Source organism: Luteolibacter algae, assembly GCF_042683045.1.
GTDB lineage: Bacteria > Verrucomicrobiota > Verrucomicrobiia > Verrucomicrobiales > Akkermansiaceae > Luteolibacter > Luteolibacter algae.
Map to the genome: position 1 here is coordinate 1 of NZ_JBHUIT010000021.1, position 16,556 is coordinate 16,556.

Consider the following 16,556-nt stretch of genomic DNA (forward strand, 5'->3'; position numbering starts at 1 on the left):
TCTCCTTGAGGATGTCGATCTGCATCGCCTGGTCGGCGATGATGCGTTTCATCCGGGCGTTCTCATCTTCGATCGCCCTCTGTTTGCGGGCATCCGAAACGGGAGGCCAGATCTTCGACAATGATCACCGTAGCTCATGATCCGGCAGATGCTTACGGTCTTAGAGTGGATCGGGTCATCGTGATCGAAGATGGGTTGATCGCTGAAGTGTGGGATGGGGGAGAACCTCCGACCGGTGGCTTTCAAAGCAAAACGTTGCAATCGTGGTCGGCGATAGGAATTGGGAAGGAACTCGGACTAAGGTGCATGTCCCGAAGCCTTTGATTTCTTTCAAACCTACAAGCGCAGCTTCCTGAGTGCCTCGAGAGGGATCAAGTGCGCGTCATCAATGATGGGAATGACATGCTTGCCCTTGGAGTGCAGTGCTCGGGCCTCGGCGATAAGGTGCGCCTCGCATTTGTGGTCCGAGCCATCGGCTTCGAGATCGAAGGCTTGGCACAAGAGGCGCAGGATGCCGGGAGCATAGGTGTTTTCCCACGTTAAATCAAAGAGCAGAGGTCAGAAAATAAGGATTCTTGAATCCTGAATCCCGCTATCGAGAAAAGCTTTTTAGCAGGGTTCCCGGCGAGAATGGGCGGGTCAGCAGCTCGCCGGAGCCAAGAGGTTCACGTAAGAAACTTTTCCTTTCGATCCAGCCACCCCTGGCGGCGACCGGCAACCCTTAGCAGCTCGCCTGTTTTCCTGCGTATGGGGGCGGAAACGTTTCAAAAAACACTTCCTCTAAGCTGTGTCTGACGTGATATGGACAGATTGAATATCTGTAAGCCTCGATCTCTTGAACGACGCATCTCCGATGCCTTCGGATTGATCCAGCATAGAAAGTGATCGTGGTCATAATAAGCCCAAAACTTCGGAGAAAATTCTGTAGTCAACATTTCCTACTGAGTGCATGCCCAAAGAATTTCCATACACTATTTCAACCGAAGACCTTATAGGGATCAGTGAAAGCCTTTGGAAAGAAATGCTCGGCTCCTTGCGAGAAATCCGCCTTGCACGGAAAATTTCACTGCGGAGGCTTGCAGGGAAAATCGGTGTCCATCCGACCAATCTTTCCCGAGCGGAAAAGAGCCAGATTATTCCGAGCGTGATTGTTGCAATGCGTTGGGCGAACGCTCTGGACATCGATCTCGGGGAGCTTTATCGGGCTGCGCTGAATTCGGTTGACGGTCATAATAATATACTATGACTCATCGGTTTCCTACCGCTACGTGATACTAGATTAAAAAACTGCCCGGCGCCGGAGGCAGTCGAGCGGGGTTTCTAGGCGGGTGAACGGCGGCTGTCAGCCTATTCCGGTAAAGTCAGGCGGTAGAAGGCCTTGTCACCGATCTTTGGCAGGGTGGCTTCGAGAGCACCGGATGGCTCCCATGAATCCGCCCACAGAGTGGTGCTGCGCTCCACGGGCATCGTGAGGTTCACTTCCTCACCTTCCACCTGGATGAGCAGGCCGGTGCCGCGCAGGTCCTGGATGCTATCCGCCGTGTAGAAGCCGTAAGCGCCGGGGTTGGTGCGCACTTCTTCCTTACCGTCATCGCGCACTCCTTGCAGGGCGGCCAGGGCGTCCGGCGAGTTGATGGCGAGCATCGGATCAAGACCGAGCAGGCGCAGGGCATCCGCATAGCGGTTGTAGCCGACCAGCTCCGCGAAGGTGAAGGGCAGCACCTCGTCGGCGCGGACGTCCGTCTTCTGGATGCGGATGTCTTCGGCGGCGGGCGTGTCCGCCGTGGCGTAGGCGCTTTCCGGGGTGGCATGGTGGGCGGTGAGGAAATCACCGAAGACCTGCTGCTCGCCGATGGGGTTGGCAGGCAGCGACGGGGCTGCGGTGAAATTCGCAGCTTCATCCAGCACCGGGCCGAGCGTGTTGTCCGCAAGAAGGTAGCGGAAGTTGTAGCCGTTCGCCTTCATCGGGTAGCCGTCGCCGTCGTTGGCGAGGAAATTCAGGGTGACCACGGAAATGCCTTCCGGGGCATCGGTGACGAGCATCGCATCCTTGTAGAGCGCGGCGGCAAGCTCGCCGTCCTCGCCCACCAGGGAAAGGCTGACGATGCGGCTGCCGGCCGGAAGGGACGGATGCCAGGCGAAGGAAACCCCGCCGATCTGCGGGAAGCGACCTTGGTTCGGCCACAGGGCGACGCCGTGTTCGAGGATATTTTTCAAGCCCTCCGGTGTGGTCTCGAAGGCGATGAGCTTGTTGTCGAAGCGCAGCGCGTTCTCGATATCGAGGCGGGAAACGCCGCCCTCCTGCTTGCCGACGGCCGGGTTGGCCGGGGGCGGGAGTTTTTCCGAGCTACCGCCCGCGCTGGACACCGCGCCGATCTGGGCGCGGATGCCGCCGCCGTTTTTGATCGATACGATGGGTGCCGTGCTGCCGGTGATGGCGCGGAGCTTGGCCGCATTCGCATCGGCAGTGATGTCGCCGAGGTTGGTTTCCTCGCTGCGGACGAAGGCCCGCTCGCCTTCGAGGTAAACCGTGGTATAGCCGAAGACCTCGCCGTCCTTGGCATTGATGACCGCCTGCACCGCATCGGTGATGGCTTTCACCGCGGCTCCCTTGGTGCCGGGGGCGAAGGCAGTAGTAGCGAGGTTGCCAACCGTGGTTTCCCACGCGGCGGCGGCGTTCTCTGCGGTAGCAGCATAGGCTCCGTTTTCAGAGATACGGGTATCCAGCGAGTCAAACAGCAGTTCCCCGTTGAGGTCGAAGTCCACCACGAGGCGGCCGAGGTAGGTGAACTCGTTGTCCGTGTTGACGATCAGCGCGGGCTTGCCATCGGCATCTTGTGTGCGAATCGGGTAATCACCGGCGAAGCTCGCGGCGTGGCCGGGGAATTCCACCGCCACGTCATCGCTGTCGCCGAGGCGCGTGTTTGATCCGGCGGCGAGGATGATGTCCACCCCGCGGAGCTTACCGATGAGCGCCTGCTCGTTGGTGATCTGCTGGAGGTGGGACAGGAGAATGATCTTGTTCACCCCTTCCGCCGCGAGTTCGTCGATGTAGGGTTGCACCTGGCTGGCAAGCAGATCCATCTCGTCGCTGCCCGGGCTGCCCTTCACCGTAGTTCCGCTCGGCGAGGAAATCGTTTCGATGAGCTGGGTGGTCACGCCGATCAGGCCGATCTTCTCGCCGCCCTTGGTGATGACGGCGGTGGGCACGATCTTGCCCTTGCGGTCGGCGGCTTCCGGGATACTGGTGGCGGTGCCGTCCAGAGTCACATTCGTGAAATGCGGGTTGATTGCCGAGTCGCCGGAGAAATCCAGGTTCGCGGAAAGGTGCGGGAACTGCGCGCCCACCCATGTGCCCGCGGCGCGGAAGGCATCGGCGAAGACATTCGAGCCGAGATCCCACTCATGGTTGCCGATGGCGGATGCCTCCACGCCAAGCGCGTTGTGAATGGCGATATCCGGGCGGGCGAAGGCGGTGGCGCCAATACCGGGAACCGCGTTCAGCGAAGGATCGGTTCCCGCGCTGAGGAAGGGACTTGGAATGAAGTTGTCGCCGCCAGAGAGAATCAGCGTGTTCTCATGGTCGTCGTCAAAGGCGTCCACCAGCGCGGCGAGGTTCGGAGCGGTCTGCGAGGCGAGCAATCCGGCTTCACCGTCGGAAAGGTGGAGAAGTTGCAACGTGTAGTTCGTTGGAGGCGGGGTGAGCACATGGAGGCCAGAGAAGTCGTTCGGCGCTGCTCCTTGCTCCGAGCAAAGATAGATCACTCCGTCGTTGTCCATGGTCAGTCCTTCGATGGTCCCTCGTCCGATAGGTAGGATACTCAGCGTATCGACTACCGTTCCGGTTCTCGTCACCTCGAAGATTAGGTTCCGGTTTCTGGCAAGCAGCAGGAAATTCGTTTTTCTTGGATCGTCCGCAGGGATCGCCGCAACGGTTGACAACGCGAAGATATCGGACACCTGCTGGACTCCCATCGGATTGGCCGCCGGTTGCGTGTCCCACCGGGTGATGAAGCGACGTTCGATCGGTTCGCTCACGCTGATGGGCAGCACTGGGTTTCCCGAGACATCGGGCACTCCTGTCATCCTGAAAACACTCACAGGCCCCAGTTCCTTGATCGCCCACACCGCCTTGTCGATGGGATCGTAGGTAATCCCTTCCAGCCCGTTGTTGGTGTTATCGAAAATGTTGAGATGGTCGAAGTCATAGGACCTTGGATTCAACTGCGCCTGGGTGCGGAGTGTGCCCGCTTCATAGGGCGTGACCCGTCCCATGAAATCACGCTCATCCGCGATGATGAACGTGTTGTTTCCCAGATAGGCCACCCCCTCCGGATCATCCAGCCCCCGTGCATCACGCGGAGAGACATTGAAGTCGAAGGCCATCATATCGATCGTCTGCCCGGTCTTGGTGATCTGGACGAGCGCCTCACCTTCATCGCCGATGGCGAAGAGGGTGTCGGTATCCCAGTTATAAGTGACTCCGGAGGCCTCGCTCACGCCGGAGATGGCATAGGTCACAATGTGTGTGTAATTGCTGAGTGGTTCCAGCGCCAATGCCGGAACCGCGCTGATGACCGCCGCGATTCCCAAAGAGTAAAGTGAGTTCATGATTCTAGAAAATGGTTTTGTTGATTGGAAATGCGTATTCGGGATTCAGCGAGGGCTGAGGAATTGGAGAAGCCATCCCCCCGGAAGAATGGAAGAACGGCGAAAAAGAAAAAATGACTTGGATCACTTCCGGCGGCGGCGCAGCAGCGCAAGACTACCCAGTGCAGATAGCAGGACAGCGGATGGCTCGGGAACCGCATTGACATTCCCGATCACCTCAGCAGTCCGGGCTGTAATAGCTCCGTCAGTAGCAGTAGCTGCTGCACCGAAGAATCCGAATTCCACCGTCCCGGTAGTCCTGATGTCCACATCCCACTGCTTGGCTAAGGTACTAGTGAAATCCGAATCACCCGGACTATACGACCGATCCAAAACCCACTCCTCACCCACGTCACCAAAGGAGCCATCGTTGTTCAAATCAATCCGATAACCCCATTGGAAAGAAAGTGTATCTCCCTGGGGGAAGAATGTGCTAGTTGTCCCTCTGCTCCTAAAATTAAACAGATCGATTTCCAGCTCGAAACCCAGATCGGCCGAGATTTTAAAACCCGCATATTTTTGCAGATCGATAGCTGTTCCCCAGCCTCTCAGTTGATCGCCCTGTTGTGAAAGTCCGCTACCGGCGGCGGGAACAAAGGACGTAGTTGGCTGGAGATTGTCAGCGAAGTCGTTAGGGGCATACGAAGAACCGCTGGTAGTATACGACACGATGGTGACAGCGGATGCTGAAGGTGTGAAGGACAGCGCAAAAAGCGCTGCTATGGAAGAGTTGATGATATTTTTCATATTAAGAATTAGGTATGTATTCAATATTTGTCCGGCCATAGAACCATGGCTTGTTGCGAGCCGCCCGAGAGCGTCAGGATGGAATCAGATTCAGGAGAGAGTTCCACTAGATCAAGGTACCATCTTCGCCACCTAAAGCTGCAAATGTGCAGCACACCCGGATACCTGGCTTCCAAAGATTTTGCTGAAGGCACGCAAAGCACGCAGCCGTGAAACAAAGAGGCTGCCGCCCAAAATATTTGGACGACAGCCTGTGGATAGTGGCAATCGGAATCTTCGAGTGGATTCGGTTAACCAGTTACAGGTTAGGCCAGACGCCCGGGCTGCCAACCGGCCCTGGAATCGGACGGCCATTGATGGAACCTTGGACTCCAGCCTTCCAAGCGGCACCTGTGCCGACAGATGAAAGCTGCCATCCGCTGAAGGTGGCAGCCGTGTTGTTGCTCGACGGAACCGCGCTAACATCCTCCGAACGGGGGCCTTTGTCCGCAGATGCCCCACCCTGGTCGGTGTAGGTGACACGATCTACAAAGTCATTGACGCCATCTATGGCACCATTAGCGTAGATGTTGACCTCGTCCGTGCGGCCGAGGTTGACTGCGTTGTTCTGGACGATCCTGTTGGCAGGGATACCGGTAAAACCGCTTGGAAGTGCGGTGGATGCCTCGGTGTACCACGCTTGGATAAAGATCGTGGAGCTTACTTCCGTGATGATGGCGGAGTCGCCAGCAGCAAGAGTGCCGCCGCCGATGCCGGAGATATCGGTGGCAGTGGCGACGGAAGCGAGGCTGAGCCCCCGGGCATTGTCCGAGAACTTCCAGCCGGTCATGTTTTGGCTGGCATTTCCGCCATTGGTAATTTCGACGAATTCGCCGAAAAGACCGGTGTACATGATCTCGGTGATCTGGACATCGGCTTGAGCGTGGGCGGTAACGGCAGCAGCGGCGATAGCTGCGAGTGTAAGATATAGTGGTTTCATATTTTTGGTTACTTTAGCTGCTTTTTCTTTATTCAGGACAGGTAGGAGCTTGTGCTCCAGAATTTTCCTGTACATATGCATTCAACCAGATTTTCCGGTGTAGACCATCGGTTTAGGGTTTCACCTTTGCCACTCAAAATTGCAAATAAGCAGCATACCGCAGAGTCAATTCGAAATACTGAGTTATGTATACCGGATTAGGAGTTCGGGCGGTGGGAGCCATTATGCCGTGCATAACTACCAAGGTAATTCCATTCCTGGGATTGTCGTCTGGCAGGTGGCATTCCAGACGATTCCAAGTGCCGAGGGGTCAGTCTTTGGTGCTCTGGAATGGACTTGACGCGCTGCGCAATTTGGCAAGAGCTTCACGAGCCTGCTCCCTCCCGGCATCGCCGATCTTTTGATCCAGCCCGGCGAGCAGATCGTTGACAGAATGGTCACCGCGCTCGATAGCAAGGCTGGCGTATGCCCAAGCTTGGACGGGATTCTTCCGCGTGCCCAGACCTTCCGCAGACATGCGGGCGATTCTGGCGGCGGCGGCGGCATGGCCCTTATTGCAAGCCATAGTGTAGAGGACACCCGCGTTGGCGTAGTTGACCGGTGTTCCGGTGCCCTGCTCATGAAGATAACCTAGCCGGTATTGGAAATCGGCATCGCCGGATTTCATGGCCTCGGTGAGCCATATGACCGCAGCATGGGAATCAGCGTAGCCCAGCCTACCGCTTACATAGAGGGAGGCAAGATCCGCCTGCGCCTGTGGGATGCCGTCTTTTGCGGCTTGGAGCAGGTAGGGGTAGCTTTCTGTGGGCTGTTCCTTGAGGTAAGTGGCACCCAGAAAGGCTGCAGCATCGGCATTTCCCAAGGCCACGGCTTGTTCAAGCCAGTGTATCGAATCGGGTGGTAAAACTTCTCCCTCGGACAGAAGTGCGGCGAGCTTTACCATACAGCGGGAATCGCCCGCATTCGCGCCTTCTTCGTAGTGGAGCCGGGCTGCCAGCTTGTCGGTGGCGGCAATGAGGTCTGCCAGTGTGGCATGACCTTCGGGTGCACCTGCTGAAATGGCTTTTTCTATCCATCGCCGTGACTCCTCAGGATTGTTACTGTAGAGCAGCTCGCCAAGGCGCAGGGACGCCGTGGCATCTCCTCCCTTGGCAGCCTGACGGTAAAGTTCCACGACGGTTGCCGAGTCCGCAACTTTCTCCTCGGGAGCGGTGTAGAGGCCTTCTGCGAGCTTCGCGAGCAGGAGGAGTGAGGGCTTGTCTCCCAGCTCTGCGGCGCGCTTCCAGGATTCCTGGGCTTTCCCAGCATCCCTTTTCCCGTTGGCAAAGCCGCGTAGGTGCAGTTCGCCAAGAATGCGGTGCGCTACGGGATTGCCAGCAGTCGCGGCCTCTTCGAGCTGCCGCACACCCTCTGTCCGCGCTTTCTCCTCACCGGTTGAGGCTATGCCCGTAATGATCTGGCGAAATTCCGCCTCCGAGTGCCCGGCAGCAGCGGCCCTCCCATAGGCGTAGCCCATCGCCTGAGCCCGGGAGAGCCGCGCCGGTGCAGCGTCCTCCAGCAGGAGACCGAGGAGAAACCATGCATCTTTCTCCCCCTTTTCCGCGAGTGGCCGTGCCAGCTCAGTAGCGGAGGCATTCCAGCCGCTGCGGTAAAGAGTCACCGCTTGATTCAAGTCAGGATTGCTTCCCCGCTCTGGGGTGGCGATGGGAAGCTCTGTGGAAAAAACCGCTAGAATTTGAAAGAAGAAAATGAGGGCGACTGCGATGGATTTCATTGTCGTTGACGTATAAATGCATAAAATAACTATTTAGGGCGGTAATTCGCAAGTTCCTACGCGCATAATGGCGAAAGTGTAACAATATGTTACGAATGTGCCACGGTGATGTGGTTGTGAAAATATGATACATATTTATAAGAAACTAGATTAGACGCTAATATATAATAAAAGTGGCGAAAATGTCATACAGAAATTCTTTCATAGGTGGATAGCCTGTTCGAAAGGTTCTAGCCTATGAAACAAACGGAGCGTACCGCTTGGATGATATTCGTTCTCGCCCTCGCAGTCTGGGGTGGGATGGGTAGAGGTGGCTCGGACAAGGGCGAAAAACTGGGTGATGCAACCGGTGCGCAAGCTGGAAGGGTTCCCTCCTTTGGAGAAAGAAAAACTCCATCTGAAAGGGCTGGAGGGCGCCCCCAGCGGGAGCGGCCGGCCGATGGGGGCTCGGATATGTTCAGCAATGTCCGCGACCGCAGCCTAAACGCGCTGCGTTCACAAGATCCAGTTGCACGGATGTCGGCCTTCCTGCGGATAATTTCCTCCTGCAATGCCACAGACTTACAGCAAGTGCGGGATGCGATAGCAGAACTTAAAGCAACGGGCATGCCACTGGGCGGTGAAGAGGAGTTGCTGCACTTCCGTGCCGGGCAGCTTGATGGTGCGGACTTGCTCGCGGAGCGGACGGGCACGGCGGAGGACTTCGCGGAGATAGGGAATCTCAAACAGCAGTATGAGGGCTGGATCCAAGCCGATACCTATTCTGCCGGTCACTGGTTGAACCAGCTCCCGCCAGGGAAATTTCGAGATCAAATGGCCGTCGCATACATCGCCGCGAGCACGCAGGACGACCCGCAGGGTGCGATGAATCTAGTAGCGACTCTCCACCCCAGCCAGCAAGCGGCGGCGGGCGGAGCGGTGGTGACATCCTCAACGACTGAGGATGCCTCTGCGGTGCTGCGGGAGCTGGAGGGGAATTCCGACAATGCTGCCAGCCCTTATCTGGAAACTATGTTCACTGCGCTGGCAAGCAAGGTGGCGAACGGGAGTGATCCGGAGGCTGTTGCCCTGGTTGAGGAACGTCTGGACAAGCCCTATGTAACTAACTCGGCGCTGATGCTGATTTCCGCAGCCAAGGCGAAGTTCGATCCAAAAGGGGCACTGGACTGGGCGGTGGAAATGGAATCCCGGAAGCCGGAAACCTTGAATTACGGGCAGATGGTTTCCAGCGTCATTCAGGCGATGTCTTTGGAAAATCTTGATAAGGCAGAAATCTGGGCGGCAACACAGCCAGATGCCGAAAATCTACTCAGAACCATCGAAGGACGTAAGGAAAAGCTTCAAGATAGGGTGGGCGAGGATAACGAATACGACAAGGACGATTGAGTGTCTCGGGAACAATCCGGCCCACCTAGCAACTACAGGTTCTCGATAACCCGCAAGAGTCTCAGTCAGGGAACTCCTGTAATACGGGTATCGCTATACGATCCGAAAATGAGCTTCAATCTGAGATTTCCCAATGCGTTGGCATGGCAGTTCGGCTAGAAGTATTTCAATTTTGAGGGTGGGGGAGGCTTGCTGCGGCTGAAACCCTCCCGACTCGCCCATGTAACTGAGGACAAGGCCCATGAACTCCCTCCGCGTTCCCAATTCCTTTTTATTGTAATCGCGCATCAGACTGTAACCCAATATCCTTCGGGAATCAGACAATAGAGAGCTTATTCGAGTGGTTGAGGAAGCGCAAAACATCCTAGAGAGCCGCGCTACAGTTTCTGAAAAGTGAACGTATGAGATGGGGTGTAAGAGTCCTACGAAGCGCGCTTACCAAGGAGGAAATACAGGATAACTCCTTTTGTTGACCTAGGATATTGTGTTCATAGGGTAACTGATCATAATTCAGATCTTATGGAGGACTTTCGGTCATCGGATTTGAAAACGATTCTGCATTCCAAACGGGCACAGATTTATTATCTGGAGCACTGCCGAGTTCTGGTGAACGGCGGGAGGGTCGAATATGTCACGGAGGAGCCAAACCGGGCAAAATACTGGAATATTCCCATCGCGAACACGACTTCGATACTCTTGGGAACCGGCACCTCGGTAACCCAGGCGGCCATGAGGGATCTGGCACGAGCCGGAGTCATGGTAGGTTTTTGCGGTGGTGGTGGGACTCCTCTCTTCAGTGGTGGTGAATTCGATATCGAGGTTACTTGGATTTCGCCGCAGAGCGAATACCGTCCGACGGAATATTTACAGGACTGGATAGATCTTTGGATGGATAGGGGGAAGAGGCTCTCCGCTGCGAAAATGCTGCAGGACGTGAGGCTGGGATTGGTTTTGCGACTTTGGAAAAAGGGAGTTAGCAGTGGGGAGCGGGTGTTCGCGCCAGATGGTTTGAAGCTGGAACGGATGCATAGAGATGCCTTGGCTGCGATGCGTTCATGCGACGACATAGGAACGCTGCTGGCACGTGAGGGAGAGTTCTCGAAAAAGCTCTACGCGCTCGTCGCCAACGGGACGGATTACGGCAGTTTCAAGCGGAGAAAACGAGGCAGCGGTGTTGATGCTGCGAATCGGTTTCTCGATCACGGAAACTACCTAGCATATGGTCTCGCAGCTACGGCAACGTGGGTGTTAGGGCTCCCCCACGGGCTTTCCGTGCTGCACGGGAAGACGCGGCGCGGTGGTTTGGTGTTCGATGTTGCCGATATCGTGAAAGACGCAGTGGTCATGCCACAGGCGTTTCTTTCCGCGATGGATGGGGATGACGAGCAGGAATTCAGGGGCAAGCTGATCGCGCGTTTTCTGGATACGGAATGTCTGGATCTGATGATAGAAACTCTCCAAAGCATCGCTAAATCCGAAGTGGGGGCGGACTCATGAACGTGCTCGTCATTTCAGAGTGTCAGGGGAGGGCGCTTGAAGAAACCCGTAGGATCATGGATCACTTTGGACAGCGCATCGGTCGGCGCACGTGGCTTGTGCAGACGACGGAAGCGGGGATGGAAACGTTTTACCGAATGCTGCGGAAGTCCGCCCGGCGCAATTCCGCCGTGGCCTGCCATTGGATTAAAAAAGGTGGCCGCGCAGAACTCCTGTGGACCGTGGGGAAACGGGGCGAATTTAACTCCGAAGGTTTGGTCGCTACCCATACTACCGCCCGGGACATCGTCCGCAGTGCCGATGAAAATGAGTGGCACGCGATCCGAATCATCGATGCCTTGGTGGGCATCGCAGCGCTTTTTCACGATTTTGGCAAAGCCTGCGATTTTTTCCAGACGCGCCTTCGCGCTTCATTGAAAAAAAAGGATACTTCAAAGTTCACAAAGAATCCATACCGCCACGAATGGATCTCCTTGGAAATATTCGTATCGTTCGTGGCCAAGGGAAACGATGCTGACTGGATTGCGCGGCTCTCCAATATCCAACCGAATTCCGCCCGAGATGCAGAGATAGTCGAGAGCCTCGCGGTCTATAAAACAGCCGAGCCGTTTGGAAAACGCTTGGCAAATCTTCCTCCTCTCGCAAAGGCGGTGGCATGGTTGATTCTGAGTCACCACCGCATGCCGTTGCCGGAGGTGCCATCTGATTTGGCCACTGTCTCCAACGGGCTCGACCAATGTAATTTTCATTGGAACAATCCCGGAAAGGACGTCACTCCCGATCAAAAAGACGCCTGTTTTCTTTTTGAAAACGGACTGCCATTCGCGAGTCGTTCCTGGTGCCAACTCGCTCGTGCTACAGCCGGTAGAGTTCCGCAAATGCTCCTTAGTCCGGACTGTTGTTATCTGTCCGATCCACATGTTTTACATGCCGCGAGGTTGTGCCTGATGCTTGCAGATCACATCTATTCCAGCGAAGCGACAAATCCTCGCTACGGTGATCCTGTCCTCAAAGATTCCCAGAAAATCCTCTACGCCAACACGGATGGTAAAACGAAAAAACTCAAACAACGCCTCGACGAGCACCTGATCGGAGTTACAAAACACGCCCGCAGGATCGTCTATTCCCTCCCGCGTCTAAAACGGGATCTCCCCACGCTGGGTCTCGTAAAAAATCTTCGAAAACGCTCTTCCGACGCGCGGTTTCGCTGGCAGGACGAAGCTTTTGAACTCGCCAGCAGTTGCCAGCGTGAATCCAAACTCCACGGTTTTTTCGGAGTGAACATGGCTTCGACTGGCACCGGAAAAACTCTCGCCAACGCCCGCATTATGTATGCACTTTCTGAGGAGAGGAATGACGCGCGTTTCACCATCGCCATAGGCCTGCGCAGCCTGACCTTGCAGACGGGAGAGGAATACCGGAAGCGGCTCAAACTCGATGCCGGGCAGCTTGGAATCATGGTTGGCGGCGGTGCTGGTGTGAGGCGTCTGTTCGAGGAAAATCAGGATGGAACGTTTGATCAAGGAGGTTCCGAATCCGCCGATTACGCCAGCGGAATGCAAGGCCAAATCGACTACAACGGTCCTGTCGCGGACGGTCCGTTGAAACATTGGCTCTCTGAAAATGAGCATCATTCCAAGCTCATCAGCACTCCGCTGCTGGTCACTACCGTGGATCACCTGATTTCCGCTTCCGAGTCCATGCGCGGCGGTCGCCAGATCGCTCCCATCCTGCGACTGATGAACTCGGATCTCGTGCTCGACGAGCCGGACGATTTCGATCTCAACGACATGCCAGCCATCACCCGGCTCGTTCATTTCGCTGGACTTTTTGGCTCACGAGTTTTGCTTTCTTCCGCCACGTTGCCGCCGGATTTTATCGAAGCTCTCTTCCTTGCCTATCAGTCGGGTCATGAAGTTTTTAGGAAAAACCACGGACTGCCCCAGCCACCATCTGGCATCTGCTGCGCGTGGTTTGATGAAAATGATCGCCATTCAGAAATCTCGTCCAGTAAGGCGGACTTTGCGGTGGCTCATGCTAAATTTACCAAAAAACGCTCTTCCTATCTGGCAACACTTCCACCGCGCCGACGTGCAGAAATAGTTTCCCTGCCGTATGTATCGCCGGAAATCGGTTTTTCGCCCGAGATCCTGTTGGAAAATTTCACCCAGCTCCACCATCTAAACGCAACCACGGATCCCGTCACCGGGGCAAAGGTCAGCTTTGGACTTTTCCGCATGGCGAACATCGCGCCACTAATTACCACGGCTCTATCCATTCTGGCCAGCGCCGCACCCGAGGATTTTCACATCCACCTCTGCTGCTACCACAGTCGCCATCCGCTTCTGATCCGCTCCGACATGGAGGCCATGCTCGATGCCTGTCTCAACCGGAAAGACGAAACGACTGCCTTCAGCCATCCCAGCGTTCGCACAGCATTGGACAAGAATCCTGCCGGGAATCATATCTTCCTAGTCATCGCTAGCCCGGTCGCCGAGGTGGGGCGGGATCATGATTACGATTGGGCGGTGGTCGAGCCGTCTTCCCAGCGTTCCATCATCCAGCTTGCGGGTCGCATCCGCCGCCACCGTCCGGGAAAATGGGAAGAGGTCAATCTCCGTATCCTCAACGAAAACCGCAAAGCGCAAACCGAAGTCGCAGGCAAACCTGTCTTTTTGCGTCCCGGATTTGAGGATGACGGGCACGTCCTATCATCCCGGAAACTCGACGAGCTACTGCGTCGTTCCGAGCTGGAAACCGTGGATTCCCGCCCCCGCATCCAGCGTCCGGAAAACCCTAACTCGAAGGGTAAACTTACCGACTTTGAGCATCAGCGCATTCAAGAACTGTTTTCTAACGATGAAGCGTACGATCTCCCGCCTCGTTATTTCTGGGATCACCCGCGCAACATCCATCTCACCGCCGCCCTCCAAAAACTTCAGCCCTTCCGGAAAAATGAAATCCAAGAAGTCACCTACTACCTCGCCCCGGAGGATGGAAACGACAATTTGTCCTTCATGGAAATCCCTGATCGGGAACTTCCGCAAAAACGTGACAACCTCTATTGGCGAACGGATGTAGAATTATCATCCTCCATCCATTTCTGGGGTGAATCAGATATTGGAGAACGCCTCAAAATCCTCGCGGAAAAATTCGACATCCCCCTAGCGCGAGCCGCCCGCGATTTTGCCACCATCTCCCTCGTTCCGAAAGACCATGGCTGGCATCACCATCTCCGGCTGGGATTTTGGGAGAGGAAATGAGCTGCCTGTGCGGCAGTGAACATCGTCTTATTTCAGACTTACTAACTTCGATAAGCTGCCTGTCCGGCAGTTCGATATTCACCGAATATAGCCAAAATTTTGCTTTATCAAACTAAAACTTAATAACTGGAAGATTTCCCTTGCGGACTCTCTCTCTAACTGTCTTCTTAGTAACCACTCCAATGAGTGTTCCCATCCCCGAACCTACTTCTGTCCGCGATGCGATTTCGATGTTTCTGAAAGCCCGTCTCGAAGAAAAGCTCAAGCCCGTCAAAGATCTTGCGAAGCGTGAAGCACTGATCGAAGAACACCGTCCCGAGAACTGGATTCCGAATGCCGCCAAGAAGGCTGCGGCTCTATCTCTCGTTACCCATTCTCCAAAATTTATCCATCCCTCCAGTTCCGCCTCGGCAATTCGCTTCCTTCCTTCGGTTGCTCTGCCTGAGGGGCTTGTTGGCACGGAAATTCAGGGGATGGTCGATGATGTTGTCGGAAATGCTGCGTATCTTGGATCCTTCGCGTTTCTCAAAGTTCGCTATCAAGGCCAATCAATTCTCTCCAACCTCCTTCGTGACGATCCCGAAACCATCGCCGCCCTTGCTGTCGATCCTAGCTTGGCTGCCAATTTAGCCAAACAATTCAAACAAATTGCGATTTCCGACAAGCCGCTATCGACCGACGAACTTGCAAAACAGATCTACTTTCCCGTCCCCGAAACGAAAGATGATTATCATCTTCTCACCATTCAATATCCCACTTCGCTCGCCCACGGGTTCTATGAGACCATCAGAGAAGATAAATTTTCCAAAAAAACCAAAGAACTGCGAAATACACCAGTCGCCGAGATTTCAGCCCCAGCCAGCTACAGGGAATATCGTGATTTGGCAAAAATCGGCTTTGGTGGCTCAAAACCCCAGAATATCACCCAGCTAAACTCGGAGCGTGGAGGAAACGCTTACCTCCTATCATCCATACCTCCCCTTTGGAGCAAAAACCTTCTCAGGCTTTCCCCAACCGCCACCACGATTTTCGACCGCAATCTCCAGAGCAACGTGGTCATCAAATCTGAGCTTCGTTCACTCCTGGAATACCTCCGCCAACACCATGCGAAAAACGAGAAATACCGCGAAGCCATTGAGGCTCAAATCCTCGTCATTGCCGATGCCGTCCTAGATCTCGTCGATCTGATGAGCGAACTCCCGCCCGGCTGGACCGATGCCTACTCGCTCATCCCCGAGGAAAAGGACTGGCTCGATCCTTTTCGCAGCGAGCAGGAAAACGCTGCTTCCTCAGATCCTGTCGTCCTTGGGAATCGTTTTGGAAGCTGGCTGCTTGCAGCCCTCGGAGAATTTAACTCTCCGCGTCGGAATGAAGGTCGTTCGCTCCCTGCATTGGCGCTCGATTCCACCCACGCCGCTGCTTGGTCTGCGATTTTTGCCGCCAGACTCCAGTTCTCCATGCCTCAGCACTGATCCTATCAAATCATGTCGCATCCCAACGCCATCCTCATTCTCCCGCGCATCCGCGTTCAGAACGCCAACGCACTCACCAGCCCTTTCACTTGGGGCTTCCCCGGCCCTCCGGCTTTCGGAGGATTTGTCCATGCCCTTTCGCGCAAGCTTTCAGCAGCTCATCCCGGGGTATCGCTGGGTGCTTTCGCCGTTCTCTCCCACGCTTTCAACGCGCAGGCTAGCGGCGTGTATGAATCGAACTTTCACCTTTCTCGAAATCCCCTGAAAGCGGATGGGAAACTTCCCTCCACCATCGAAGAAGCCCGCGCCCACCTCACAATAAGCCTAGTCATTTCCCTCCACTCCAGTGGGGTGCTGGAAGATCGTGAAGCCGTCACCCAAGCCATCGCACGGCTCCTTCCCACCATGCGCCTCGCTGGCGGCAGCATCATTCCTACTGAGGGGCGCTTCGGAACAAGCCGTTTCCCAAAGCCCATCCTGAACAACCTCTCGAAAGACAGCACCCAAGTACAGACAGATACCCGGGAAATCCTCTCCCGAGTGCGCGGGGGATTCGCGCTCGTATCTGCTACAGGGAGGCTCGCCGCACACCATAGGGAAATGAAAGTGACCCAACCCGAGACCACCGCACTGCTGGCACTCACGGACATTTGCGCTCGGACAAGGATCCTCGTCTCCGACATACCGCCCGGCGAAGATGATTCCCCCGGCCAGCCCGCCTCATGGGAAATCTTGCGCCGCCCCGGTTGGCTTGTCCCCATCGCCTCCGGATATCGCGCCATCTCCTC

At 55.5% G+C, this 16,556-nt stretch carries 11 protein-coding genes; 7 read left to right on the forward strand and 4 right to left on the reverse strand.

The window, feature by feature from the left end; all coding sequences use genetic code 11:
* The first annotated feature begins 375 nt into the window (after nt 1-375).
* The gene (locus tag ACFSSA_RS10850) at nt 376-543 is read left to right on the forward strand and encodes a hypothetical protein (protein ID WP_386820470.1); all 168 of its coding nucleotides are present in this window, start codon (nt 376-378) and stop codon (nt 541-543) included.
* Between the two features lie 478 nt (nt 544-1,021).
* The gene (locus ACFSSA_RS10855) at nt 1,022-1,246 is read left to right on the forward strand and encodes a helix-turn-helix domain-containing protein (protein WP_386820480.1); all 225 of its coding nucleotides are present in this window, start codon (nt 1,022-1,024) and stop codon (nt 1,244-1,246) included.
* A gap of 101 nt (nt 1,247-1,347) precedes the next feature.
* Here ACFSSA_RS10855 and ACFSSA_RS10860 read toward each other — a convergent pair whose 3' ends face one another.
* The 4 genes from ACFSSA_RS10860 to ACFSSA_RS10875 form a co-directional block, all read right to left on the reverse strand.
* Nucleotides 1,348-4,611 (reverse strand): SdiA-regulated domain-containing protein, encoded by a 3,264-nt coding sequence (locus tag ACFSSA_RS10860; protein ID WP_386820471.1) that lies wholly within the window; start codon nt 4,609-4,611, stop codon nt 1,348-1,350.
* 123 nt (nt 4,612-4,734) lie between these two features.
* On the reverse strand, nt 4,735-5,397 hold the full coding sequence (locus ACFSSA_RS10865; RefSeq protein ID WP_386820472.1) for a PEP-CTERM sorting domain-containing protein: 663 nt from the start codon (nt 5,395-5,397) through the stop codon (nt 4,735-4,737).
* Between the two features lie 298 nt (nt 5,398-5,695).
* On the reverse strand, nt 5,696-6,376 hold the full coding sequence (locus ACFSSA_RS10870) for a lamin tail domain-containing protein (protein WP_386820473.1): 681 nt from the start codon (nt 6,374-6,376) through the stop codon (nt 5,696-5,698).
* Between the two features lie 310 nt (nt 6,377-6,686).
* On the reverse strand, nt 6,687-8,150 hold the full coding sequence (locus ACFSSA_RS10875) for a tetratricopeptide repeat protein (RefSeq protein WP_386820474.1): 1,464 nt from the start codon (nt 8,148-8,150) through the stop codon (nt 6,687-6,689).
* A 264-nt stretch (nt 8,151-8,414) separates the two neighbouring features.
* Here ACFSSA_RS10875 and ACFSSA_RS10880 point away from each other — a divergent pair, with 264 nt between their 5' ends.
* The 5 genes from ACFSSA_RS10880 to csy2 form a co-directional block, all read left to right on the forward strand.
* Nucleotides 8,415-9,536, forward strand: coding sequence for a hypothetical protein (locus tag ACFSSA_RS10880; protein ID WP_386820475.1), 1,122 nt, complete (start codon nt 8,415-8,417; stop codon nt 9,534-9,536).
* A gap of 519 nt (nt 9,537-10,055) precedes the next feature.
* On the forward strand, nt 10,056-11,033 hold the full coding sequence (cas1f, locus tag ACFSSA_RS10885) for a type I-F CRISPR-associated endonuclease Cas1f (RefSeq protein ID WP_386820476.1): 978 nt from the start codon (nt 10,056-10,058) through the stop codon (nt 11,031-11,033).
* A gap of 56 nt (nt 11,034-11,089) precedes the next feature.
* A complete protein-coding gene (cas3f, locus tag ACFSSA_RS10890) occupies nt 11,090-14,296 on the forward strand; it encodes a type I-F CRISPR-associated helicase Cas3f (RefSeq protein ID WP_386820477.1) in 3,207 nt (1,068 codons plus the stop codon).
* Between the two features lie 182 nt (nt 14,297-14,478).
* Nucleotides 14,479-15,768, forward strand: coding sequence for a type I-F CRISPR-associated protein Csy1 (gene csy1 / locus ACFSSA_RS10895; RefSeq protein ID WP_386820478.1), 1,290 nt, complete (start codon nt 14,479-14,481; stop codon nt 15,766-15,768).
* 12 nt (nt 15,769-15,780) lie between these two features.
* The coding region (gene csy2 / locus ACFSSA_RS10900) for a type I-F CRISPR-associated protein Csy2 (RefSeq protein ID WP_386820479.1) at nt 15,781-16,556 on the forward strand (776 nt) is incomplete at its 3' end.